Origin of the sequence: Intrasporangium sp. (assembly GCF_032907665.1) — a bacterium.
Classification (GTDB): domain Bacteria; phylum Actinomycetota; class Actinomycetes; order Actinomycetales; family Dermatophilaceae; genus Intrasporangium.
Genome location: NZ_JAJJPG010000014.1, coordinates 18443 through 41929, shown reverse-complemented (window position 1 = coordinate 41929; position 23487 = coordinate 18443). Strand labels below are relative to the sequence as shown.

Genomic DNA, 23487 nt, shown 5'->3' with positions numbered 1-23487 from the left:
CCGGCTCCTCACCTGGTACGGGCCGGCCATGGTGGGAGCGAAGGCCGCACTCCGCCGGGCACTCGAGCAGACGACGTAGCCGCTCTGCCGAGGCGCGTGACGAGGGTCCGGAGCCACGGACCCTCGCGGTTGAGGGTCAGGTCAGGTGGTCGTAGTCGCCGCGCACCCAGGCCGCGTGGCGGTCCGCCGAGTATCGGATGACAGCCTTCGCGTCGGCGGGGACAACTGCGCCGAAGTTGTTGTAGAGCCGGTCGAAGTGCAGACCTTCGACCTGCGTCGCGATCCGCTGGACGACGTTGCCCGACAAGGGGAGCCGGTTGGGGTAGCTGCGCATGAAGCTCACCGTCTTGCCATCCGGGTTGGTGAAGATCGCGTCGCCGGCGAGCAGGACGCCCAGGCCCTGGTTGCCGTGCTTCCACTCGACCACGGTCTGTCCGGCAAAGTGGCCCCCGACCCGGTGGAGGGTCAGGCCGGGAGCCACCTCGCGGTGCTCGTCGTAGAACTCGACGAGGTCGGGCCGCCGCACCCACTCGCGGTCACGACCGGCGAGGATGACGGGGGCCCCGAGGGCCTTGGCCCACTCGGTCTGGACGCCGTACATGTGCGGGTGGCTTGCTGTGACGGCGAGCGTCGGGCCGAGGCCCTGGACGAAGTCGATCGCTGCGTCGTCAACGTAGCCGACGCAGTCGAAGAGCAACGTCCCTTCCGGCGTCCGGACGAGCATCGTCTGCTGCCCGATCCCGACCTCCGGCTCTGCCCGGAGGCCCCAGAGGTCGTGCTCGACCTCCGTGATCACGATGCGAGTCCCCCTGTCCCGCAAGGCGTCGAGCGTGGTCCACTGCTGCCCGTCAGCAGGCACCCACTGTCTCTCGTCCTCGCAGATGGCACACACATCGGGAGGGGTCACGGAGTCACCCGTCTCCACGCCGCACGTCGCACAGATCCAGATCACTGATAAACCTTGACCCACCGTCCGTCGAAGTGGCAGGTCCATTTCGCTGCGGGTGGACTGGTCCGCATCGGGCCAGATCGGCCGGTGGCCGACACGACAGGACAGAATGACTCCGTGATCCTCCACTTGCGCGCCGCCGTGCAGCAGCTCTATGCGGCCCTGCCGGGCCGCTTCACAGCGCTCCGCGCGGAACTGGTGGCCGAGGCGAAGGCCGGCGGTGACGCGGCCCTCGCCACGCAGATCGGAAAACTGCGCAAGCCGACGGTTGCGGCTTGGGCGATGAACCACTTCGTGCGCACCCACCCCGACGACCTCGCCGAGTTCAGGAAGTTCGCCGAGCTGCTCCGCGAGGCGCAACGGACCCTCGATGCAGACCAGCTCCGAGCCCTCGGCCGCGAGCGGGTTCGGCGCGTCGACGCCGTCGGACTCCAGGTCGCGGCCGCCGCGGAAGACGCCGGACAGTCTGTCGGCGCCGGCGCTCTCGCCGAGGTTCACGAGACACTCGTGGCGCTCATCGCCGACGAGGAGGCGGAGAAGAAGATCCTCACGGGAGCCCTCGTCAAGGCGCTCAGCTACTCCGGCTTCGGCTCGGTCGACATCGAGGACGCCGTCGCCATCGAGGACGACGAGCCGGCACTCACGCTCATCGAGGGGGACGGCGGTCAGCCACCCGCCGACGACGCCGCTGCGGTCGACCTCGAGGAGCGCCGTCGAGCCAAACGAGCGGCCCAGCGCAGTCGGCTCGTCGGTGCCCTGCAGACCGCGCGGGACAAGACCCGGGACGCCGACCGCCAGGTCGCCGTCCTGACCGCGCGGCGTGAGGAGGTGACCGAGGGTATCGCCGATCTCGAGAGACGACTGGTGACGGCGCGGGAGCGGCTGGCGAAGGTCAGCGCGGAGCTGGAGGTGGCGACGTCAGAACGCGAGCGGCGCGAGGCCGCCGAGTCCGCCGCCGAGGAGGCGCTCGCCGAGCACGACACCGACTCCTGACCCGCCGGCAGCGACCCCGGGCAGGTGCGGTCCTGGCCGTCGCCCGGGAGCCGGGCCAGCGGCATACGGCCTCCTCATCAGCGGGAGCGGCGCCCGAGGCCACCCCAGAAGCCGCCACCCTTCGGCACCTCGTCGGTATCCTCCGGCTCATCCTCCACCACTCGCTCGCCGGGCTGGAGCCGAGCGAGGTGGGGAACCAGCTCGTACTTGTGGGAGTAGACGTCGAAAAGAGCGAGGAGCAGCGCCGCCACGGGCACGGCCACGAAGGCACCGCCGACCCCGAAGAGTGACGCCCCGAAGAGGACGGCGCCGAACGACACGGCAGGGTGGACGTTGACCGCCTGCGCCGAGATGCGCGGCTCGAGGGTGACGTTCTCGATCTGCTGGTAGACGATCGCGAAGCCCAGCACCGCCAGCCCCTGCCACGGCTTCTCGCCGATGAGGCCGATGAGGACGGGCAGGGCGATGGCGATGTAGGTGCCGATCGTCGGGACGAACTGCGCGACGACGCCGGTCCAGATGCCGAGCGCCAGCCAGTAGGGCATCCCGATGATGAGCATGAAGAGGGCCGCCAGGCCGCCGCTGATCGCGGCGAGGACGAGGCGGGCTGAGACGTAGCCACCGGTCTTGCGGACCGCCAGCTCCCACGCGAGGCTGAAGACCTCCTGCTGGCGTGGCGGCACGAGCTGGGCGATCCAGCGGCGCAGCCGCGGCCCGTCGGCCGAGAAGTAGTACGTGAAGAACGCGAAGGTCAGCGTGCCGAAGGCCGCCGAGACGACGGAGGCGAGGAAACCGAGGACCCCACCAGCGAGGTTCTGCGCGATCGTCGTGAGGGTCGACGTGCCGACGCCGAGGCGGTCGAGCAGGCTCTGGTAGTCGAGGTCGACGCCGAAGCGCTCGGCCGCCCACGTCGTCAGGTCCTCGACGAGCTGGGGCACCGACTGCGCGAACGTGCCGATCTGGTCGGACAGCAGCCTCCCGAAGACGAAGAGGAATGCGGCGAGCGCGAGGAGACTGCCGAACATGACGATGGCGGTGGCCAGCCCCCGCTTCATCGACTGGCTGAGCTTGGCCACCGCAGGTTCCATGGCGATCGACGCGAGGAAGGCGAAGATGAGGGTGAAGATGACCACGCCCGCGTCCGCGAGGACGAACCGCGCCAGGGCGGCGAGCGCGATGACGGCGACGACGACCCAGGCCGCGCGCCAGATGCTGTAGCGGTTGAGGTGGATCTGGACGTCCGTCGCGTCGCTCGGCGTGCGCACCCTGCGATCGTCCGCCGGCTCGTCGCGGGAGGCGGTCCCCGGATCGTCGCTCATGGACGCATCCTTGCAGCGAGCGGCCCCGGCCGCACCGGGTGGCGCGCGGGCAGACTCGATTTCCGGTCCGCAGGGTCCACCGTGTAGTCTCACCGTCGCACGACAGGTCAGTCCAGCGCCCCGCGCACGGGCTGGCCGTGCCCCAATAGCTCAGTCGGCAGAGCGTTTCCATGGTAAGGAAAAGGTCTAGGGTTCGATTCCCTATTGGGGCTCTGGTCCGTCGGCAGTGGCCCTTCTCGGGGCGCCCGACAGCCCATGGCGGGGTAGCTCAGCTGGTTAGAGCGCACGACTCATAATCGTGAGGTCGCGGGATCGAGTCCCGCTCCCGCTACCACGGCGAGGGCCCGGGCGATTTCAGGAAACGCCCGGGTCTCGCGTATTCTTGGTCGTCGCGTGCGCGCCTGTCGAGCGCGCGACCCGAGACCGATTCACCCGAAGTTCCTTCCGAGAGCAGGTTGTTGTGGCCAGCAAGAGCGCGGACGTCCGTCCCAAGATCACCATGGCGTGTGCCGACTGCAAGCACCGCAACTACATCACCAAGAAGAACCGGCGCAACAACCCCGACCGGCTCTCCTTCAACAAGTTCTGCCCCAACTGCGGCAAGCACACCGAGCACCGCGAGACCCGCTGACCGCGCCTTCGCATCGCACGCTCCCTCGGCCAGTGGCCGGGGGAGCGTTCTTGTGTCCGTATGCCGCTGAGCTCGCCGGCCGACCTCGTGCACCGGGTGCCGGGCCGGCTCCCGTAGGCTGCGGCCATGCCGGTGAACGCTGACTTCCAGGGACGGACGTACCCGCCGACGGAGCCGTACCGCGTGAGCGCGGCCAAGATCCGGGAGTTCGCCGAGGCGGTGGGCTCCGGGGACCCCGTCCACACCGACGCTGCGCTGGCGCGGGCCCGTGGCTACGCAGACGTCATCGCCCCGCCGACGTTCGCCGTGCTCGTTGCCCAGCAGTGCGACGCGCAGCTGATCCGGGACCCGGAGGCCGGCATCGACTTCTCGCGCGTCGTGCACGGTGAGCAGAAGTTCGTCCATCACCGACCCCTCACGGCGGGGGACTCCGTCGTCGGCATCCTGCACGTCGACGCGGTGCGCCAGGCCGGCGGGCACGCGATGGTGACCACCCGCACCGAGCTGGCCACCGAGGCCGGGGAGCCCGTGTGCACGGCCACGTCCACCATCGTCATCCGAGGAGGCGAGTGATGAGCGAAGCGATGCCACCGACGGAGGTGCGCCGGGCCGCCGACGTCATGGTCGGCGACACCCTGCCCCCGAAGACGATCCACATCGACCGGGCACGGCTCGTGCAGTACGCCGGCGCCTCTCTCGATCGCAACCGCATCCACTGGGACGAGGCGTTCGCCAAGTCGGTCGGCCTACCCGACGTCATCGCCCACGGCATGTTCACCATGGGGGCGGCCGTCACCGTCGTCACCGATTGGGTCGGCGATGCGGGCAGGGTGGTCGAGTACGGCACGCGCTTCACCAGGCCCGTCGTCGTGCCCTACGAGACGGGCGCGGACGTCGAGGTCTCGGGCGTGGTCACGGCCGTCGACCCGGAGTCCTCCCGCGTCACCGTGGAGCTGACCGCGACGGCCGAGGATGAGAAGGTCCTGGGTCGCGCCGTCGCCATCGCGCGCCTCGACTGACCGGCCGGCGCGTGCGCGAGGAACACGACGTCCCCCTCTCGACCCTGACGACGATGCGCGTCGGCGGTCCGGCCGCCCGGCTCGTCACGGTCGAGACCACGGATGAGATCGTCGACGCGGTCCGTGAGGTCGACGACGCCGACGAGCCGCTGCTCGTCCTCTCAGGAGGGTCGAACCTCGTCGTGTCCGACGAGGGTTTCCCGGGCACGGTCGTGCGGATTGCGACCTCGGGGATCTCGCCCGAGTCCGCCGACTCCTGCGGCGGAGCGATGGTGCGCGTGGCGGCAGGCGAGGTGTGGGACGACGTCGTGGTGCGCGCGATCGACGAGGGGTGGGCCGGCATCGAGGCGTTGAGCGGCATCCCCGGCCGCACGGGAGCCACCCCGATCCAGAACGTCGGCGCCTATGGCCAGGACGTGTCCCAGACCGTCGCCCAGGTCCGTGTCTGGGACCGCCGCGAGCAGGCCGTCCGGACCTTCTTCAACGCGGACTGCCGCTTCACCTACCGACACTCTCGCTTCAAGGGCACCGACCGCTACGTCGTCCTGGACGTGCTCTACCAGCTCGAGGTCGCCGACCTCAGCCGTCCCGTCGCCTACGCCGCGCTCGCGACCGGCCTGGGCGTCGAGCTCGGCACCCGGGTGCCGCTCACCGAGGCCCGTTCGGCCGTCCTGGAGCAACGCAGGGCGCGCGGGATGGTGCTCGATGAGCAGGACCACGACACCTGGTCGTGCGGGTCGTTCTTCACCAACCCGATCCTCACTCGCGCCGAGTTCGAGGCCTTGCTCGAGCGCGCGGCCGATCACCTCGGCGTGGACGCCCCGCCGCCACCGCAGTTCCCCGAGCCGGACGGGCGGCTCAAGACGAGTGCGGCCTGGCTCATCGACCGGGCGGGGTTCACCCGGGGCCATGGCCTCCCCGCGCCGGCCGCCCTGTCGACCAAGCACACGCTTGCGGTCACCAACCGTGGCGGGGCGACGACATCCGACATCCTCGCCCTGGCCCGACGGGTTCGTGACGGAGTGGAGGAGGCCTTCGGCATCCGGCTCGTCAACGAGCCCGTGATCGTCGGAGAGACCCTCTGACGCCGCCCGGCCGAGTGGATCAGTCGGTCAGCTTGCGCACGAGGTCTTTCGCATCGATCGACTTTCCGGTGGTCGACACCTTGTAGGCGGGGCGGTGGTACTCGAGCACCAACGGGCTCACCCCTTGCTCGATCTTGAAGAACGCCCAGCCGGACTTGGTCTCGCCGCGCTTCGCTGGCTTGACCATCGGGCCGTAGTCCTTGTCGAAGGTCGTCCCGAACTCGCTCGTCGACCTGATGTCGGTCGAGCCTAAGCGCAGGTACAGGTGGTAGGGCGACAAAGCGGCCGTGTAACGGTCGCCGGCTTCCAGCTTGACCTTGATGCCCACGATCTCGAAAGCGTCCTCGGCAATCGGGTTGCCCGACGGCCAGGGGAGGTTGCGCACGACCTGCGTCACGGAGATCACGTGCCCCAGGGCTGCGTCCTCGATGCGGAGCTTCACGGCCCGCTTGGTCGGCGTGCCTGCTTCCGGCGTCGGGGTCGGCTCGGTCGTTGCGGTTGTGGTCGTGCTCGCCGGAGGCTCGGAGGATGTGGTGGAGGCGGTGGCGTGCATGGTCGCACTGCGGGTCGGGTCGGCCGTGACGGGCGCCTCGCTGCTGCAGGCGCCCAGCACGAGGAAGGTGGTGACTGCGGCAGCGGTCGCGGGGCCGCGGAGGCGGGTCTTCCGGGTGGGCCTGGTGCTCGCGGTGAGCTGCGTCTGTGTCGTCATATCCGGACCAGCATGAACGTCGGACCGGACATCGAGCAAACTGGCGGCTCCGCCGGGACCGGGCGGAGGGCCGTCGCACGCGGCCTCATGGATGGTCGCTGGCCGACCGCACCTACGGTCTCGTCCCTGAGGGTCGTCGACGATCCGGACGAGTCCCTCAGGCCGGAACCGTGGACTCCTTCGGCTCGTCGCTCAGCCACGCGTCGATGTCCCGCAGAGCGGCGGCGCGGATGGACTCCGGCGCCAGGCTGGCCGTGATCGACCCGCGCGCCAGCTCTGCGAGCTCCGCGTCCGAGCAGCCGAGGTCACGTGCGATGTCGTACTGGTGCGCGAGCCGGTTGCCGAAGAGGAGTGGGTCGTCCGCGCCGAGGGCCACCCGGATGCCGGAGTCGAGGATGCGGCGCAGCGGCACGTCGTGTGGCTCCGCATAGACGCCGAGCGCGACATTGCTGCCCGGGCACACCTCGAGGGTGACCCCGGCCTCCGCGACGGCGTCGAGGACCTGTGGGTCCTCGACCGAGCGCACGCCGTGGCCGATCCGGTCCGGGTCGAGGTGCTCCAACGTCTCCATGACCGACTGTGCGCCGAGCAGCTCACCGCCATGGGGTACCAGTGCGAGGCCGGCTCTGCGCGCGATGGCGAAGGCCGGGCCGAAGTCGGCGACGATCCCGCGCCGCTCGTCATTGGAGAGGCCGAAGCCCACCACCTCACCGGGTCCCGAGCCGGCGTGCCGGGCGGCGAGCCGGGCGAGCGTGCGCGCCTCGAGCGGGTGTCGCATCCGGTTGGCGGCGACGATGACGCCGACCGCGATGTCTCCCCCGGCGGAGACGGACCGCGCCTCGTCGAGCACGATCTCGATCGCCGGGGTGATCCCCCCGACGAAAGGGGCGTACGACGTGGGATCAACCTGGATCTCGAGCCACCGGGACCCCTCGGCAGCATCGTCCTCGGCTGCCTCGCGGACGATCCTGCGCATGTCGTCCTCACCGCGGACACAGGCGCGGGCGGTGTCGTAGAGACGCTGGAACCGGAACCAGCCGCGCTCGTCGGTCGCCTTGGCCAGCTGCGGTGGCCAGTCTCCGAGGAGGGCCTCGGGCAGGCGCAGCCCGTGCTTCTCGGCGAGGTCGCGGACCGTCTCGACGCGCATCGACCCCGTGAAGTGCAGGTGGAGGTGCGCCTTGGGCAGCACTTCCACCGTGCGCGGGACGCGGGTCATGCGGGCCAGTCTGGCACCCGGCGCTCCATCGCCGCGCCCGAGGGCGGAGCCGGCTCTGGGGCGCCCCGCGGCTCAGTCCTCGATGATGTGGACGGCGGCTTCCTCGGCCGAGGCAGCGGCCCCATCGACCCCCACGTCGCGGGCCCAGGACTCCTTCTCCGTGTCCTCGTGGGTTCCCTCGTCGTCGGCGACGAGGCGACCTGCGCGGCGCGAACCGACCTCCTGGTCGCCGAGCCAGTCGTCCTCGGCCGCGATGGCGTCCGGGTCGTCGCCACCGAGGCGGTCCTCGTCGAGGCCGCTCTCGTTGTGCGGAGCGCCATAGGCCGACGCCGGGTCCGACTCCTCCTGGAGAATGCGTTGGTCGATCGTCTCCTCGAGGGACTGCTCGTAGGCGGTCGTCCCGAAGGCCTGCGAGCCCCGTGGGCTGTCCGCGGGCGAGTAGCCGCGGTCGAGGGCATCCTCGACGTCATCGCTGACGAGGGTGTCCTCCGGCTGGAGCTGGTCCTCGTCGTCGACGCTGTAGGTCGTGAGGTCGTCGCTGATGTTCTCGTTGGGCTCGATGCCGCTCATGGTGGGTGTTCCTTCCTGGTTCAGCGGGTCAGGCGCGCTCGGTTGCCGTACCCACCCGCAGGCCGCGGTCAGCCGCGACCTTCTCCGACGCGGCGAGGGCGACGCACGTCGCCACGCCGGCCATAGCCGTGCGTACCTCGTCGAGCCCGGGAAAGCTCGGTGCGAGGCGGATGTTGCGGTCCCGGGGGTCCTGCCCATGGGGGAAGGACGCGCCGGCCGGCGTCAGCGCGATCCCCGCGTCCTTGGCGAGGGCGACGACCCGGGACGCGGTGCCGTCGAGCACGTCGAGGTTGACGAAGTAGCCGCCGGTCGGGTGGCTCCACTCGGCGATGCCCAGGCCCGCGAGCCCCGCGTCGAGGGCTTCGTCCACGGCCGCGAACTTCGGCGCGAGGACGGCCCGGTGCCTGGCCATGTGGGCCCGGACCCCGTCGGCGGACCCGAAGAACTCGACGTGCCGCAGCTGGTTGACCTTGTCGGGGCCGATCGAGGCCACCGACAGGTGCCGCAGGTACCAGGCGATGTTGGCCTCGCTCGAGGCGAGCAGGGCGACGCCGGCACCGGCGTAGGTGATCTTCGAGGTCGACGCGAAGACGATGGGACGGTTCGGGTGCCCCGACGCGGCACAGAGCGACAGGATGTCCGCGCTCTTCGTCTCGTCCTCGGTGAGGTGGTGGAAGGCGTAGGCGTTGTCCCAGAAGATCGTGAAGTCGGGAGCGGCCGTCGGCATGGCCGCCAGACGCGCAGCGATCTCCTGGGACACGACGGCGCCGGTCGGGTTCGAGTAGGTGGGCACGAGCCAGATCCCCTTGACGGTGGGGTCGTCCCTGACGAGCGCCTCGACGGCGGCCATGTCGGGCCCGTCCGGATGCATGTCGACGGTGACCATCTCGATGTCGAAGGAACCGAGGAGCGAGAAGTGGCGGTCGTAGCCGGGAACCGGGCAGATGAACCTCACCGGCGTCTCCTGCGACCACGGGCGGGGTGACTCGACGCCCCCGTGGAGCAGGAAGTCCACGATCGTCGAGTGCATCATGCTCAGGCTGGAGTTGCCCCCGGCGATCACCTGCGACGGACCGGTCCCGAGGAGCTCGGCGAAGATCTCACGCAGCTCGAGGAGACCCTCCAGGCCACCGTAGTTGCGCACGTCGCCTCCGGACCGGTCCCTCGTCGAGGTCGGCAGGCGCAGGAGCTCGTCGGACAGGTCGAGCTGCTCCGGCGACGGCTTGCCACGGGTCAGGTCCAGTCGCAGTCCCGCCGCACGGAGCTCGTCATAGGCTTGCTGCTGGTCCAGCAGGAAGCGCGTCAGCTCTGCGTCGGAGCGGTCGGCGAGGGGCGTGTGCGTCGTCACGAAATCGATCCTGCCACCAACGGCGGCGCCCGTCGCACTCGGTCCGTATGCCGGTGGCCACACAGGTGGGCCATCCCGGTTCAGCGCCCCGGCGCCGGTTCGCCTTGACCGGCTCTGTCCCGTATGATCGACCTCCGGACGGTGCGCTGGCCATGCTGAGCGCTGCCGTTCCGCCGGGAATCCCCCAACGAGACCCGGTGAAGGGCAATAGCTCAATTGGTAGAGCACTGGTCTCCAAAACCAGCGGTTGGGGGTTCGAGTCCCTCTTGCCCTGCGTTCCACATGTGGTCGTCGTGCGTGGCGGCACGCGGCTCAACGCCTCGTCGGATGGAGTCGAGGTGCTGTCGCGGGCGTCATCCCAAGACAGAAAGTAGGAATCGTGACGGAGACGAGCGCCAAGCGAGGGTCCGGCCGGGCCGGCAAGGCGGCGGGCGGCAACCCGATCTCGCGTCTCTTCGGCGCGGTCACCCTCTTCGTGCGCCAGATCCTCGACGAGCTGCGCAAGGTCGTGCGGCCCACCGGCCCCGAGCTGGTGCGCTACACCACGGTCGTGGTCGTCTTCGTCCTGGTCATGATGGCGATCGTGTCCGGCCTCGACCTCGGGTGGAGCAAGCTCGCCGCGTGGGCCCTGTCGGGCAACTAGTCACGTCGTCCGCAGCGGCACCGCAGAACACATCAGCAAGGAAGTAGGTCACAGCGTGTCCGACCAGTTCGCCCAGCAGGGCGTCGACACCGAGTACGCCGAGAGCGATGTCCAGGCCACCGAGGCCGGCGCGGTCGACGCGGGACTCGAGGCTGTCGTGGACGCGGAGACCGGCAGCGTCGAGAGCACCGAGCCCGCAGCGCCGTCCGACGAGGCCCCTGAGGAGCCGGGGCCGGCGGACGAGGAGGAAGACCCGATCGCCGCCTTCAAGACCGACCTGCGCTCCCGGGTCGGCGACTGGTTTGTCGTGCACTCCTACGCCGGCTACGAGAACCGGGTCAAGGCCAACCTGGAGACGCGTATCCAGACCCTCAACATGGAGGACTACATCTTCGAGATCGAGGTCCCCATGGAGGAGGTCACCGAGATCAAGAACGGCCAGAAGAAGCTCGTCCGTCGCGTGCGGATGCCCGGGTACGTCCTCGTTCGAATGGACCTCACCGACGAGAGCTGGGGCGCCGTCCGGCACACGCCTGGTGTGACCGGCTTCGTCGGCAATGCGCACCAGCCGGTGCCCCTGTCGATCGACGAGGTGTTCACGATGCTCGCCCCGAACCTCGAGGTGTCCGCAGAGGCCGCAGGCACCACCGCAGCCAAGGCGGCAGCCCCGAAGCAGGCCGCCGTCGTCGACTTCGAGGTCGGCGAGTCGGTCACCGTCATGGAAGGACCTTTCGAGACCCTCCCTGCGACGATCTCGGAGATCAACGCCGACACCCAGAAGCTCAAGGTGCTCGTGTCGATCTTCGGCCGCGAGACCCCGGTCGAGCTGTCCTTCGGACAGGTCGCCAAGATCTAGACCCACGGGGGCTCACGGGCCCGGCGGCGCCCTCCGCCCCCGTGTTCCCCCGGAAACACCCGCGTGGTTGCGTCTGAATGCGTCGCTCGCGGGGAGACACACACCAGACGTGCGGGCTTGCGCCCGTAGGAACCGTCTCGGGCTTCCGCCCGAGGCATGCAACCGGGTCATCGCCCACGGCGTCGGCCCACAACGAAGAAGGTAGGCATCCATGCCCCCCAAGAAGAAGGTCTCAGGCTTCATCAAGCTGCAGATCCAGGCCGGTCAGGCCACTCCGGCGCCGCCCGTCGGCCCCGCGCTCGGCCAGCACGGTGTCAACATCATGGAGTTCGTCAAGGCGTACAACGCTGCGACGGAGTCCCAGCGTGGCAACGTCATCCCGGTCGAGATCACGGTCTACGAGGACCGTTCCTTCACGTTCATCACGAAGACCCCTCCGGCCGCCGAGCTGATCAAGAAGGCAGCCGGTGTCCCGAAGGGCTCCGGTGAGCCCCACAAGACGAAGGTCGCCAAGCTCTCCCGGGACCAGGTCCTCGAGATCGCCCGGATGAAGATGGACGACCTCAACGCCAACGACGAGGAGATGGCGGCGCGCATCATTGCCGGCACGGCTCGTTCGATGGGCATCGACACGGAGCTCTGACGAAGGTGCAGTGCAGGTTGGGGGCCGAGCTTGCGAGGCACCCGGCCGGAACGGAACCGAGGATGAGCGACAGTTGAGCACGGAGCTCTGACGAAGGTGCAGTGCAGGTTGGGGGCCGAGCTTGCGAGGCACCCGGCCGGAACGGAACCGAGGATGAGCGACAATTGAGCACGGAGCTCTGACAACGGAGCTCTGACTTCTCCCGGTGCCCGCCGTCACGTGACGGGAGGGACCCGGGAACCGAGCCCAGCGGCATACGGCTGCTGGGGTCACGTGGGAGGGCCGGCGCTGGCCCGCACCACGACTCCACCGATCACCACAGGAGCACCCATGAAGCGCAGCAAGAACTACCGCGCAGCCGCCGAGCTCATCACGCCCGGCAAGGTCTACGCGCCCCTCGAGGCCGTCCGCGTCGCCAAGCAGACGGCCAAGGCCAAGTACGACGAGACGGTCGAGGTCGCGATGCGGCTCGGCGTCGACCCGCGCAAGGCCGACCAGGCCGTCCGCGGCACGGTCAACCTGCCGCACGGCACGGGCAAGACCGCCCGCGTGCTCGTCTTCGCCAACGCCGAGAAGGCCGAGGCAGCGCGCGCGGCAGGAGCGGACTACGTCGGCTCGGACGACATGCTGGAGAAGGTCCAGGGCGGCTGGCTCGACTTCGATGCGGTCGTGGCGACTCCCGACATGATGGGCAAGGTCGGGCGTCTCGGCAAGGTGCTCGGTCCCCGTGGCCTGATGCCGAACCCGAAGACCGGCACCGTGACCATGGACGTGGCGAAGGCCGTCACCGACATCAAGGGCGGCAAGATCGAGTTCCGCGTCGACAAGCACGCGAACCTCCACTTCATCATCGGCAAGGCCTCCTTCGACGAGAAGTCGCTCGTCGAGAACTACGCCGCTGCCCTCGAGGAGATCCTGCGGCTCAAGCCGGCCAGCTCGAAGGGGCGCTACATCGAGAAGGCCACGATCAGCACGACGATGGGCCCGGGCATCCCGCTCGACTACAGCAAGACGCGCAACCTCCTCGTCGAGGAGGACACCCAGGCCTGAGCCCGGCCGTCACGGCGCGAGCCCGTCACCCTTCCGGGTGGCGGGCTCGCGCGGTTGGAGACCTGCTCAGCCGGACGTGGCCGAGGGCCACGGCCAGGCCGTGCACCCCTTGAGGCCGTAGGTCTGCTGCATCATCACGGGCGCGACCTCGCCGGGCCCGGAGCAGTAGGCGTGGCCGTGGCCGAGGCTGTGACCGACTTCGTGGTTGACGACGTAGGTGCGGTAGCCGTCGAGGTCGGCGCCGTAGGCCTCGGCGCCGAGCTGCCACCGGCGCAGGTTGATGACGGCCCGGCCCCCGTTGTGGCAGCTGACCTGGCCCCGGGTCTGCAGCGGCGCGCACAGTCGGTCGGTCGTCTCCGGACTGGCGAGCGCGATGCGGACGTCCACCGCGGCCCCCTTGGCGAGGTCCGCGGGCGGCACCTCGACGAACCTGACTCGGTCCTTGACACCCGGGCCCTGCCACCCACGCTCGTCGGAGAGGGTCGCGGCGACCGCGGCTGCGAAGTCCGTGGCCTCGACGGGCAGTCCGCCCTCCACCTCGATCCCGACCCGGACCCGACGTCCCTCCGTCGCCGTCCGCAGGGCACCCTCTGGCATGGCCACGGGCCTGAGGTGTCCGTCACCACGGTCGACGACCCGTGGCGTCTGGGGCGCGGGTTGTCCCTCGGGAGTTCCGCCGCCGGTGGCGGTCCGGAGCCCGACGTCGGTCGACACACGGGTCAGCGTGGCGACGGCACCGCTCGCACCCGGGTCGTTTGCCGCGAGGGCGACCGTCCACACGTCGGCGACGAGGCATGCCGCCACGGCTGCGCCGGCCAGTGCCCGCTGGCGGCGCAACCGCCGACGGGCTCGAGGGCCTGGACGGCGTGAAGGCCCAGCCGGTCCTTCCGTGCGCATGGTTCACACGCTAGGTGATGCGGGGCACGATGACGAGCACCCCGGGCGGGAGCCGAGCGATTTGGCCGACGGCGCACCAGCCCGTAGTCTGGTCGACGACCAATGACCGCCGGTTGGAGGACGTGGGCACACGCCCCTCCCGAAGGTTCCACACGATGTGGGCAGCCAGCGCAGGACACCAGCCCAGCGGCATACGCCATGTATGTCCTTGTGAGCCCCGTGCGCCTGCGCCGGGGCTCTTGTCGTGTGGGCCCCTCGATCCTGCTCCGGCGGCACGACGCATGGGAAGGGAGGCCCCGATGGCAAACCCCGAGAAGTCGGCAGCCATCGCCGAGATCGCGGACAAGTTCCGTGAGTCCGGCGCGGCCGTTCTCACCGAGTACCGCGGCCTGACGGTGCAGCAGCTGTCCGAGCTGCGCAACTCGATCCGAGGACACGCCACCTACGCCGTGGTCAAGAACACGCTCACGGAGCGCGCCGCGAAGGAGGCCGGGATCACGGCCTTCGACGGCTACCTCCAGGGCCCGTCAGCCATCGCCTTCGTCACCGGTGACCCGGTCGAGGCGGCCAAGGGCCTGCGTGACTTCGCCAAGGCACACCCCCTCCTCGTGATCAAGGCCGGCGTCCTCGACGGCAAGGCCTTGACCCCCGAGGAGATCACGAAGCTTGCGGACCTCGAGTCCCGCGAGGTTCTGCTGGCCAAGCTGGCGGGCGCCATGAAGGGCTCGCTCAACAAGGCCGTCTACCTCTTCGCCGCACCTCTGTCGCAGACGGCCCGCGTGGTCGACGCCCTGCGCGCAAAGGTCGAGGCCGAGGGTCCTGCTTCGCCGGCTGCCGCCGACGAGGCTCCCGCCACGGAGGCTGCGGCCGCCGAGGCAACCACCGACGTCGCCGAGGGTGGCGACGAGAGCTGACCCGTCCTGCGGGTTCCAGCTCGACACATCAAACCGCCACTCACGGCAATAAGAAGGAAGGAAGCCATCATGGCGAAGCTCAGCACCGACGAGCTCCTTGACGCTTTCAAGGAGATGACCCTCATCGAGCTCTCCGAGTTCGTGAAGATGTTCGAGGAGACCTTCGAGGTCACCGCTGCCGCTCCGGTCGCTGTTGCGGCTGCGGGCGCTCCGGCGGGCGGCGGCGACGCCGGCGCCGCGGAGGAGGAGAAGGACGAGTTCGACGTCATCCTCACCGCTGCCGGTGACAAGAAGATCCAGGTCATCAAGGAGGTCCGCGCGCTCACGAGCCTCGGCCTCAAGGAGGCCAAGGACCTCGTCGACGGCGCCCCGAAGCCCGTCCTCGAGAAGGTCGACAAGGCTGCGGCCGAGAAGGCCAAGGAGCAGCTCGAGGGCGCCGGCGCGACCGTCGAGCTCAAGTGAGCCGTCCCGGCTAGCCCGGGGCTCCAACAGCATCTGCAAGGCGGGTCCGACCATCACGGTCGGGCCCGCCTTCTGCTTCCGCTCAGATCGCTGCGCCCGGGTTGAGGATGCCCTGCGGGTCGAGGGCCGCCTTGACCCGCTGGGTCAGCGCCATGACGTCGGGGCCGAGCTGGTCCGCGAGGGCGACCCGCTTGAGCCGCCCGACTCCATGCTCGCCGGTGATGGTGCCGCCCAGTCGGATGGCGAGCTGCATCACCTCGCCGAAGGCGATGGCGGCCCGCTGCCGTGCAGCCTCGTCGCCGCGTGGGTAGACGATGATCGGGTGGGTGTTGCCGTCGCCGGCGTGGGCGACGACGGGGATCTGGACCTCGTGGGCCTCGGCGATCGCCGCGATGCCGTCGAGCAGCTCGGGCAGGAGCGGGATGGGCACGCCGACGTCCTCGAGCATGAGGGAGCCGAGCTTCTCGATGGCAGGGAACGCCGCCCGCCGGGCGGCCGCGAAGAGCTCGCCCTCGTCCGGGTCGTCGGTGACGAAGCACTCCACGGCGCCCTCGGTCTCGCAGGCTGCCCGGATGAGCTCGATCTCCTCGGTTCGTGCGGCTCCCGGCGCGTCGGACTGGGCGAGGAGCAGCGCTCCTGCGGTGCGGTCCAGCCCCATCTGCTGGTAGTCCTCCACGGCGTTGATCGACGCGTTGTCCATCAGCTCGAGCATCGAGGGTCGCAGGTGCCGGCCGATGGCGACGACGGCGCGGGCCGATGCGGCCACGGTGGGGAAGGTGGCGACGAGTGTCGCCGCGGGAGGTCGTGCCGGCACGAGTCGCAGGATCGCGCGGGTGACGACGCCGAGGGTTCCCTCGCTCCCGACGAAGAGCTTGAGCAGCGAGAGCCCCGCGACGTCCTTGATCCGCTTCCCGCCGAGGTGCACGAGCGTGCCGTCGGCGAGGACCACGTCGAGTCCGAGCACGTAGTCGGTCGTCACGCCGTACTTGACGCAGCAGAGCCCTCCTGCGTTGGTCGCGATGTTCCCACCGATGGAGCAGATCTCGAAGGACGACGGGTCGGGCGGGTACCAGAGTCCGTGCTCGGCGGCGGCCTGCTTGACCTCCGCGTTGAGCGCTCCGGGCTCGACGATGGCGGTCCGCGTGGCCGGGTCGATCTCGATCGCGCGCATCCGCTCGAGCGACAGGACGATGCAGCCGTCGACGGCACACGACCCACCGGACAGGCCGCTGCCGGCTCCCCGTGGCACGATCGGCACGCCGTGCGCCGAGGCCCAGCGCAGGGTCACCACGACGTCCTCCGCGCGGTGGGCGCGGACGACGCCCAGCGGCATACCGGCGGTGTCTGACTCGGTCCAGTCGCGCCGGTAGGCCTCCACGGTCGCCGGCTCGGTCGTGAGGACGCCCTCGGGGAGGGCGGCGTGGAGCTCGGCGAGAAGGTCAGCCGGCGGGGGAGCGTCAGTGCTCGTCACGACGCCACGGTAACCGCATCAGCCGTATGCCGCTGAGCCGGCTCATGAGGTGGCGGCGCCACAGAGCCTCCGCGCGGACTCGAGCAGGACCCGCGCCGCCTCGTCGGGCGCGAGTTGACCATCGGCGATCGCATCGCCGGCGGCGTGGCCGAGCGTGATGATGGCCGTGCTGAGCCATGCGGTGGGCAGCTCCGCCGAGAACTCACCGGACTGTTGGCCCCGGTCGATGATCCGGGCCAGGTGAAGAGAGACTCCCTCGTGGCGCGCGTCGCCGGAGCGCGAGCGTGGTCTGGATGCTGCGGTCATGAGATGCGGGTAGCGCTGCAGAGCCGCCCAGCTGGCGTCGAGCAGGCGGCGCAACGCGTCGGTGGCCGGGACCTCGTCGAGACGCGCCTCGTCCAGCTCCGCGGCTACCTCGCCGGCGACGGCGTCGGTGACGGCCTCGACCAGCGCGTCGCGGGTGTGGAAGTGCGCGTAGACCGTCTGGCGACTCACCCCAGCCGCGTGCGCGATCTGCTCCATGTTGGCTCCTGGCTCCCGGGAGAGGAGCCGTGTGGCGGACTCGAGGATGGCTGCCTCGCTCCGCGTGGCGTCGGTCCGTCGGCGGCGCTGGCGCGGCGGGATCTCTGACATGTTGTCAGATCTTAGTGGACGGCTCTCTCGTCAACGGCTTATCTTGGACAGCATGTCAGAGATAAAGAATCAGACGAGTCGCCGAGTGGTGATCCGAGCCGGGGCGGCGCTGGCCGTCGGCGCGGCAGCGTCAGCCGTGTCCCCGGCATCGGCCGCACCGGCCGCGCGCACCTCCAGGGCCACCTCAGATCCCGAGCGCCTGACCGCCCTGACAGGGATCACCGTCATCGACGCGCGAGGCTCGAACCCCTCCGAGACCGTCCTCGTGCGGGGCGACCGCATCCTCGCCCGGGGCCGGCGGATCCCGGTGCCGGCCAACGCCGAGGTCATCGACCTCGCCGGAAGGTTCCTCCTGCCAGGTTTCGTCGACGCGCACGTCCACAGCATCGTCGACGAGCGCATCTCGCCCCTGCTCCACGTGGCGAGCGGCGTCCTCACGGTTCGGGAGATGTCGGGGAGCCCGACGCTCCGGGACTGGCGAGGGCGCATCGAGCGGGGCGATCTCCTCGGTCCGCGCTCGGTCGTGGGCAGCGCCGTCGTCGACGGCGTGCCGAGCATCGGGAGCCCCCCGTCGTTCCACCTCGTGGCAGACGCGGAGCAGGCGCGCGCCGCGGTCCGGCAGGCGCAGGTCGACGGCGCGGACTTCGTCAAGGTGTACTCCCGGCTGTCCCCCGAGCTCTACCGCGCGATCGTCGATGAGGCCCGTCGAGTCGGGATCGAGTTCGCAGGGCACTGCCCGGACGAGGTGCCGTTCGAGGATGCGGCCCGATCCGGGCAGTCCAGCATCGAGCACCTCTACTCGGCCTGGTACTCCGTGTCGGCTCGCGAGGCCGAGCTCCGAGAGCAGCTGGCGGACCTGACGTTCGCCCCCGGGGACTACCTGACGTGGGCGCGGGAGATCCACCGGCTCGAGTGGGCAGCGATCGACAGCCGCGACCCGGCGAAGGAGGCCGCGCTGCTCGCCGACCTCGCGGAGACGGGCGTCCACGTCGTCCCGACGCTCGGCACCTACGAGGTGCTCGACCGACCAGAGGAGGTGGACCGTGTCGACGCGCGACTTCGGTATGTCCCGCAGCCTCTCGCCGACGGCTGGCGCTGGGGCCTGGAGAACCTCCTCATCGGCAGCCGCACGCCGGAGGAGGCCGCCCAGCGACGCCTGCTGCTCGAGGAGCGACGGGCGTTCGTGGAGGCCCTGGCCCGCGCCGGCGTCCCCGTCATCGCGGGCACGGACGGCGGGGACGTCCCCTTCGTGGTTCCCGGCTTCGGGCTCCATGACGAGCTCGCCGCGCTGGTCCGCGCCGGCCTGACTCCGCAGCAGGCGATCGAGGCCGCGACGGCGACGCCGGCGCGCATGCTGGGTCTCGACCACGAGATCGGGACGGTGGCGCCCGGCAAGGTCGCGGACCTCGTCGTCCTCGACGCCGATCCGCTCGCAGACATCGCCAACACGACCAGGATCGTGTCCGTGGTGCATCGGGGCCGCGTCATCGACTCGGCCGAACGTGTCCGGATCCTGGAGCAGGTGGCTGCGGCGGCTGCCACGGGGTGACGTGGCTCCGCCCCGACCGACTGACGGTGGGGAGTGCTCCCCATCCGTCAGTCGCCACGACGGCGTCGGCCGCAGGTAGGTTGAGCTCATGGATTCACCAGGAGTCGCCGCCCCGCCGCCCTCGCCGGTCGGCAAGTACGGCCCTCTCGTCCACCTCTCGCGTTTCGACCTGGCTCCCGAGGAACTCACGTGGCAGCTCCCGGTGAACGGCGAGCTCTACCGGCTCATGCCGGGCTCGGACCGCCCGGACTACTCGCTCATGGTCCTGCGACGCCCCCTGCACTTCTATCCGCCGGAGGGGTTCGACCAGGGGAGGGTCGAGCCGGAGCAGCAGGTGCCCGATCGCAAGGGCCGTCCGATGGTCCGCGTCCATGCCCTCCTCGTCTGCGCCCGTTTCGTGGGACAGCAGCTGCATTCGCGGATGGTGGACCTGCCGGTCAACGTCGCCTTCGTCATCGACAACTCCCTGGCCCGTGACGAACGGGTCGACTTCGCCAAGATCGAGTACGCCGGGGTCGGGTTCCTCTCCGAGGGCCACGCCGAGCGGCGTCCCCCGACCGTGCCCCCGCCAGCAACGGCCGAGGCGGGCCAGGCCGCTGCTTCGGAAGGTGCCTCCGCGCCGCCTGCGCCGCCTGCGTCCCCTCCGCCCCCGGTTCCCGAGAATCCCCAGGGTGCGGAGCCCGCCACCGATGAGCCTGCCCCGGCCCCAGGAACCGACGTCGCCCGGGAAGCGGCGACGATCCTGCGGCGCGGTATCGAGGAGCGGCGAGGCTCCCCGGTGAGCCGGCTGTCGGCGAAGTTCAGCCTCGGTGACGGGCACCGCGTCACCGGTCTGACCGGCAACGCCGACGGCGAGCCTCCCGAGCCGACGGTCGAGACCTTCGCGCGGCTCAACGAGGTCTTCGCGCGGTTCGGTGACCATCCGGCGACGGCGGACGTCCGGGGAGTCCGGATCCGGATCGGGCAGGACACCGAGGACGTCGAGCTCGCCAGGGGCTGATCCGCCCGTGACACCGGCGGGACCCCGGGATGGCCCGAGCCCGTGCGAGGCAGGCTGGGGCGCGCCGGATCAGCGAGGGCCAGGCGGTCAGGCGGTCAGGCTGCGGGCCGGGCCAGGGCGACGGCCAGGACGAGCAGCTGCACCGCGATGACGGCATCGATGACGCGCCAGGCCGTCGGCTTGGTCAGGAAGCGTCCCAGCCGCGCGGCTCCGAAGCCGATGAGCGGGAACCAGAGCGCGCTCGCCAGCACCGCGCCGGCGCCGAAGGCCCACCGGCCCGGGTCGCCCTGGGCCACGGCGAGCGAGCCGATGAGCACCATCGTGTCGAGGTAGACGTGGGGGTTGAGCCACGTCAGCCCCATGGCGGTGAGAACGGCCCGGCGCGGTGACCGCTCCGAGGCGCCCTCCGCGACCAAGGCCGATGGTCGGGCCGCTCGATGCAGCGCGAGCACCGCATAACCCACGAGGAAGGCAACTCCCAGCCACCGCACCACGTCGAGGGCCCACGGCGCTCGAGCGGTGATCGAGCCGATCCCGGCCACACCGGCCACGATGAGCGCCACGTCGGACACGAGACAGACGAGGACGACAGGGAGCACCCAGCGTCGCGCGAGGCCGGTGCGCAGGACGAAGGCGTTCTGGGCGCCGATGGCCACGATGAGGCTGGCTCCCGTGCCGAAGCCGGCGAGAGCGGGGGAGAGAAGGACCACAGCGCGACCCTAGGCTTGACCAGCCATGAAGACCAGCAAAAGTTTGTGACGAATGATTAGCATCGCTACATGGATCTGGACCAGCTTCGCGCCTTCGTCGCCGTGGTCGACCACGGCACCTTCGAGGCCGCCGCCCGTGCCCTGCACCTCACCCCGTCAGCGGTGAGCCAGCGCATCAAGGTTCTCGAGACGTCTGCGGGCACCGTCCTGCTGCAGCGGACGAAACCGGTGCAGCCGACCGCTCGGGGCACGGCCCTGCTCCGGAGCGCCCGACAGCTGGCCCACCTCGCGGACGAGACCGCACAGCTGCTCCGCGCCGACGGTGCCCTCGCATCCGGCCGCGTGCGCATCCCCATCGTGGTCAACGCGGATTCGATCGCCACATGGTTCGCCGACGCGCTGGCCGTGGTCGCGACCGCAGGAGACGTCGAGCTCGAGGTCCGGCGCGACGACGAGCACGTCAGCGCCGACCTGCTGCGCTCGGGGGAGGTCATGGGCGCGGTGACGACCGAGCCGGTCCCGGTGCAGGGCTGCGCGGTCCGGCGACTCGGCACCCTGACCTACCGGGCCAAGGCCTCCCGGTCGTTCTCCCGGCGGTGGTTCCCGGACGGACCAGACCCGGACCGTCTCGCCCTCGCACCGATCGTGCAGTTCGACCGGAAGGACCGGATGCAGAGCGGGCTGCTCGAGCGGCTCGGCGTCACGCAGGCGCCGCCCCAGACGTTCGTCCCAGATTCCGCGCAGTTCGTGGGCGCGGTGCGCAGGGGCGTGGGCTGGGGAATGGTCCCGGACCTGCAGGACCCACGTGGCACCCTCGTCACCCTCGACCCGGGATGGGTGACGCCCGTGACCCTCCACTGGCAGGTCTGGCGGGTCGCCTCCCGGGCGCTGGACGCCGTCACGGCCGCGGTCGTCGGCGCCGCCACGTCCCAGCTCGACCAGGTCTGAGGCGTAACCTCCCGGCCCCGGCCTCGTTCTCCCCGTACCGAGTCGAGACGGTTGGGAACGGTAGGTGCCACATGGGCGTGTAGATCTCGGTGGTGGCCGTATCATTAAAAAACGGGTCGCAGACGATCTGGAGCGACGTCACCCTGACCCTGCCCGCGGGCGAGATCTCGGTCATGCTGGGCCCGTCGGGCACGGGCAAGTCGGTCTTCCTCAAGACCCTCGTCGGTCTGCTGAAACCGGACCGGGGCTCGATCGTCATCAACGGCCAGGACCTGACACGACTGCGGGAGCACGACCTGTACGAGGTGCGCAAGCTCTTCGGGGTCCTCTTCCAGGACGGCGCGCTCTTCGGCTCGATGAGCCTCTACGACAACATCGCCTTCCCCCTGCGGGAGCACACGAAGAAGTCGGAGAGCGAGATCCGGCGCATCGTCGGCGAGAAGATCGACCTCGTCGGCCTGCAGGGGGCGGAGGGCAAGCTGCCGGGGGAGATCTCGGGCGGGATGCGCAAGCGCGCCGGTCTGGCGCGGGCCCTCGTGCTCGACCCCGAGATCATCCTCTTCGACGAGCCGGACTCGGGCCTGGACCCGGTGCGCACGGCCTACCTCAACCAGCTGATCGTCGACCTCAACGCGCAGATCGAGGCGACGTTCCTCATCGTCACGCACGACATCAACACGGCGCGCACGGTTCCGGACAACATCGGCCTGCTCTACCACCGGCACCTCGCGATGTTCGGGCCGCGGGAGATGCTGCTCAGCTCGGAGGAGCCGGTCGTGCGGCAGTTCCTGGGCGCCCAGCGCGTCGGCCCGATCGGGATGTCCGAGGAGAAGGACGCCGACGAGCTCGCGGCGGAGTCGGGACAGGAGCTGCCTCCGCTTCCTCCGATCCCGCTCCAGCTCCCGCCCTCGGACGGCAGGGTTCGCCGGACCGCGCGAGCAGCCGGGGAGTGGTGCCGTTCCCACGGCGTGACACCGCCGCCCGGGTCGTTCGAGTCGTCCCAGGTGGGCGCGCTCCACGACACCAAGGCCAGGCCGTATGCCGCTGGGCGCGCGCCCGCCACAGCCGTGGCCGCCCAGCCGGGTGGGGTGGGCTGACGTGGCCACCGTCGTCACGGGCGCCCTGCGACAGTCCGGCTCGCTCTTCGCCCTCGCGCTCGACGTCCTGCGAGCGCTGCCACGACGGCCCTTCCAGGTCAAGGAGTTCATCCAGCAGGCGTGGTTCATCGCGAGCGTCACGATCCTGCCGACCGCCCTCGTGGCGATCCCCTTCGGTGCGGTCATCTCGCTCCAGCTCGGCACGCTGACCCGCCAGCTCGGCGCCCAGTCCTACACCGGCGCAGCGTCGGTGCTCGCGGTGCTCCGGGAGGCGTCGCCCATCGTCACGGCCCTGCTCATCGCGGGCGCGGGTGGCTCCGCCATCTGTGCCGACCTCGGGTCGCGCAAGATCCGCGAGGAGATCGACGCGATGGAGGTCCTCGGGATCAGCCCCATCCAGCGGCTCGTCGTGCCGCGTGTCCTCGCGTCCATGCTCGTCGCCGTCCTGCTCAACGGCCTCGTCTCCGTCGTCGGTGTCGTCGGGGGTTACGTCTTCAACGTCGTCGTCCAGGGCGGGACCCCGGGCGCCTACATCGCGTCCTTCACCGCGCTCGCCCAGCTGCCCGACCTCTGGGCCGCGGAGTTCAAGGCCCTCGTCTTCGGGGCGATCGCCGCCATCGTCGCCGCCCACAAGGGCCTTGGCGCCGGCGGTGGCCCGAAGGGAGTCGGCGACGCCGTGAACCAGAGCGTCGTCATCACCTTCATGCTCCTGTTCGTCGTCAACTTCGTCATCACGGCCGTGTACTTCCAGGTCGTCCCGCAGAAGCTCTAGGTG

Annotated in this window: 26 protein-coding genes and 3 tRNA genes; 19 read left to right on the top strand and 10 right to left on the bottom strand. The window is 70.3% G+C overall.

Features of this window, described 5'->3' with window-relative positions:
* Positions 1–136 precede the first annotated feature (136 nt).
* Entirely contained in the window at positions 137–994 is an 858-nt protein-coding gene (locus tag LOY02_RS04095; RefSeq protein ID WP_317181057.1) for a hydrolase, read from the bottom strand.
* A 72-nt stretch (positions 995–1066) separates the two neighbouring features.
* Here LOY02_RS04095 and LOY02_RS04090 point away from each other — a divergent pair, with 72 nt between their 5' ends.
* A complete protein-coding gene (locus LOY02_RS04090) occupies positions 1067–1942 on the top strand; it encodes a hypothetical protein (RefSeq protein ID WP_317181056.1) in 876 nt (291 codons plus the stop codon).
* A gap of 77 nt (positions 1943–2019) precedes the next feature.
* On the opposite strand, the gene LOY02_RS04085 is transcribed toward LOY02_RS04090, so the two are convergent.
* Positions 2020–3261: an AI-2E family transporter gene (locus LOY02_RS04085; protein WP_317181055.1), complete on the bottom strand. Its 1242-nt coding sequence runs from the start codon at positions 3259–3261 to the stop codon at positions 2020–2022.
* 139 nt (positions 3262–3400) lie between these two features.
* On the opposite strand from LOY02_RS04085, the gene LOY02_RS04080 reads away from it, so the two are divergent.
* The 6 genes from LOY02_RS04080 to LOY02_RS04055 all read left to right on the top strand — a co-directional run bounded on the left by LOY02_RS04080 (position 3401) and on the right by LOY02_RS04055 (position 5996).
* Positions 3401–3473 (top strand) — tRNA-Thr (locus LOY02_RS04080).
* A gap of 45 nt (positions 3474–3518) precedes the next feature.
* Positions 3519–3595, top strand: a tRNA-Met gene (locus LOY02_RS04075).
* Between the two features lie 126 nt (positions 3596–3721).
* On the top strand, positions 3722–3892 hold the full coding sequence (gene rpmG / locus LOY02_RS04070) for a 50S ribosomal protein L33 (protein WP_317181054.1): 171 nt from the start codon (positions 3722–3724) through the stop codon (positions 3890–3892).
* 126 nt (positions 3893–4018) lie between these two features.
* Complete coding sequence (locus tag LOY02_RS04065; protein WP_317181053.1) at positions 4019–4465, top strand: MaoC family dehydratase N-terminal domain-containing protein; 447 nt, start codon at positions 4019–4021, stop codon at positions 4463–4465.
* Positions 4465–4911 carry a MaoC family dehydratase gene (locus tag LOY02_RS04060; protein WP_317181052.1) on the top strand — a complete coding sequence of 149 codons (447 nt, stop codon included), beginning with the start codon at positions 4465–4467 and terminating at the stop codon, positions 4909–4911. Before LOY02_RS04065 ends, LOY02_RS04060 begins: the two co-directional genes overlap by 1 nt.
* An 11-nt stretch (positions 4912–4922) precedes the next feature.
* Positions 4923–5996 carry a UDP-N-acetylmuramate dehydrogenase gene (locus LOY02_RS04055; protein WP_317181051.1) on the top strand — a complete coding sequence of 358 codons (1074 nt, stop codon included), beginning with the start codon at positions 4923–4925 and terminating at the stop codon, positions 5994–5996.
* Between the two features lie 19 nt (positions 5997–6015).
* On the opposite strand, the gene LOY02_RS04050 is transcribed toward LOY02_RS04055, so the two are convergent.
* From LOY02_RS04050 to LOY02_RS04035, 4 genes are all read right to left on the bottom strand, one after another.
* Positions 6016–6705: a hypothetical protein gene (locus LOY02_RS04050; protein WP_317181050.1), complete on the bottom strand. Its 690-nt coding sequence runs from the start codon at positions 6703–6705 to the stop codon at positions 6016–6018.
* A gap of 157 nt (positions 6706–6862) precedes the next feature.
* A complete protein-coding gene (locus tag LOY02_RS04045; RefSeq protein WP_317181049.1) occupies positions 6863–7921 on the bottom strand; it encodes an adenosine deaminase in 1059 nt (352 codons plus the stop codon).
* Positions 7922–7993: 72 nt separating this feature from the next.
* Positions 7994–8491, bottom strand: coding sequence for a DUF5709 domain-containing protein (locus LOY02_RS04040; RefSeq protein ID WP_317181048.1), 498 nt, complete (start codon positions 8489–8491; stop codon positions 7994–7996).
* 28 nt (positions 8492–8519) lie between these two features.
* Positions 8520–9839 (bottom strand): aminotransferase class I/II-fold pyridoxal phosphate-dependent enzyme, encoded by a 1320-nt coding sequence (locus tag LOY02_RS04035; RefSeq protein ID WP_317181047.1) that lies wholly within the window; start codon positions 9837–9839, stop codon positions 8520–8522.
* Positions 9840–10040: 201 nt separating this feature from the next.
* On the opposite strand from LOY02_RS04035, the gene LOY02_RS04030 reads away from it, so the two are divergent.
* From LOY02_RS04030 to rplA, 5 genes are all read left to right on the top strand, one after another.
* Positions 10041–10113, top strand: a tRNA-Trp gene (locus LOY02_RS04030).
* Positions 10114–10218: 105 nt separating this feature from the next.
* Positions 10219–10482, top strand: coding sequence for a preprotein translocase subunit SecE (gene secE / locus LOY02_RS04025; RefSeq protein ID WP_317181046.1), 264 nt, complete (start codon positions 10219–10221; stop codon positions 10480–10482).
* 55 nt (positions 10483–10537) lie between these two features.
* Positions 10538–11338: a transcription termination/antitermination protein NusG gene (nusG, locus tag LOY02_RS04020; protein ID WP_317181045.1), complete on the top strand. Its 801-nt coding sequence runs from the start codon at positions 10538–10540 to the stop codon at positions 11336–11338.
* A gap of 211 nt (positions 11339–11549) precedes the next feature.
* A complete protein-coding gene (gene rplK / locus LOY02_RS04015) occupies positions 11550–11981 on the top strand; it encodes a 50S ribosomal protein L11 (protein ID WP_317181044.1) in 432 nt (143 codons plus the stop codon).
* A 330-nt stretch (positions 11982–12311) separates the two neighbouring features.
* Complete coding sequence (gene rplA / locus LOY02_RS04010) at positions 12312–13031, top strand: 50S ribosomal protein L1 (protein WP_317181043.1); 720 nt, start codon at positions 12312–12314, stop codon at positions 13029–13031.
* Positions 13032–13097: 66 nt separating this feature from the next.
* On the opposite strand, the gene LOY02_RS04005 is transcribed toward rplA, so the two are convergent.
* A complete protein-coding gene (locus LOY02_RS04005) occupies positions 13098–13868 on the bottom strand; it encodes a DUF3152 domain-containing protein (protein ID WP_317181042.1) in 771 nt (256 codons plus the stop codon).
* A 359-nt stretch (positions 13869–14227) separates the two neighbouring features.
* On the opposite strand from LOY02_RS04005, the gene rplJ reads away from it, so the two are divergent.
* Both rplJ and rplL read left to right on the top strand, forming a co-directional pair.
* Positions 14228–14842 (top strand): 50S ribosomal protein L10, encoded by a 615-nt coding sequence (rplJ, locus tag LOY02_RS04000; RefSeq protein WP_317181041.1) that lies wholly within the window; start codon positions 14228–14230, stop codon positions 14840–14842.
* Between the two features lie 69 nt (positions 14843–14911).
* The gene (rplL, locus tag LOY02_RS03995; RefSeq protein WP_317181040.1) at positions 14912–15304 is read left to right on the top strand and encodes a 50S ribosomal protein L7/L12; all 393 of its coding nucleotides are present in this window, start codon (positions 14912–14914) and stop codon (positions 15302–15304) included.
* An 82-nt stretch (positions 15305–15386) separates the two neighbouring features.
* Here the strand turns inward: rplL and LOY02_RS03990 are convergent, their stop codons facing one another.
* Complete coding sequence (locus tag LOY02_RS03990) at positions 15387–16775, bottom strand: FAD-binding oxidoreductase (RefSeq protein WP_317181039.1); 1389 nt, start codon at positions 16773–16775, stop codon at positions 15387–15389.
* A gap of 42 nt (positions 16776–16817) precedes the next feature.
* Positions 16818–17408 (bottom strand): TetR/AcrR family transcriptional regulator, encoded by a 591-nt coding sequence (locus tag LOY02_RS03985; protein WP_317181038.1) that lies wholly within the window; start codon positions 17406–17408, stop codon positions 16818–16820.
* A 52-nt stretch (positions 17409–17460) separates the two neighbouring features.
* On the opposite strand from LOY02_RS03985, the gene LOY02_RS03980 reads away from it, so the two are divergent.
* Both LOY02_RS03980 and LOY02_RS03975 read left to right on the top strand, forming a co-directional pair.
* On the top strand, positions 17461–18957 hold the full coding sequence (locus tag LOY02_RS03980; RefSeq protein ID WP_317181037.1) for an amidohydrolase family protein: 1497 nt from the start codon (positions 17461–17463) through the stop codon (positions 18955–18957).
* Positions 18958–19045: 88 nt separating this feature from the next.
* Entirely contained in the window at positions 19046–19957 is a 912-nt protein-coding gene (locus LOY02_RS03975; protein WP_317181036.1) for a hypothetical protein, read from the top strand.
* Between the two features lie 95 nt (positions 19958–20052).
* Here LOY02_RS03975 and LOY02_RS03970 read toward each other — a convergent pair whose 3' ends face one another.
* A complete protein-coding gene (locus tag LOY02_RS03970) occupies positions 20053–20667 on the bottom strand; it encodes a LysE/ArgO family amino acid transporter (protein WP_317181035.1) in 615 nt (204 codons plus the stop codon).
* A gap of 69 nt (positions 20668–20736) precedes the next feature.
* Between LOY02_RS03970 and LOY02_RS03965 the strand changes: the two genes are divergently transcribed.
* From LOY02_RS03965 to LOY02_RS03955, 3 genes are all read left to right on the top strand, one after another.
* Complete coding sequence (locus tag LOY02_RS03965; RefSeq protein ID WP_317181034.1) at positions 20737–21615, top strand: LysR family transcriptional regulator ArgP; 879 nt, start codon at positions 20737–20739, stop codon at positions 21613–21615.
* 89 nt (positions 21616–21704) lie between these two features.
* A complete protein-coding gene (locus LOY02_RS03960; protein WP_317181033.1) occupies positions 21705–22712 on the top strand; it encodes an ABC transporter ATP-binding protein in 1008 nt (335 codons plus the stop codon).
* Position 22713: 1 nt separating this feature from the next.
* Positions 22714–23484, top strand: a complete 771-nt coding sequence (locus LOY02_RS03955; RefSeq protein WP_317181032.1) for an MlaE family ABC transporter permease — start codon at positions 22714–22716, stop codon at positions 23482–23484.
* Positions 23485–23487: the final 3 nt, after the last annotated feature.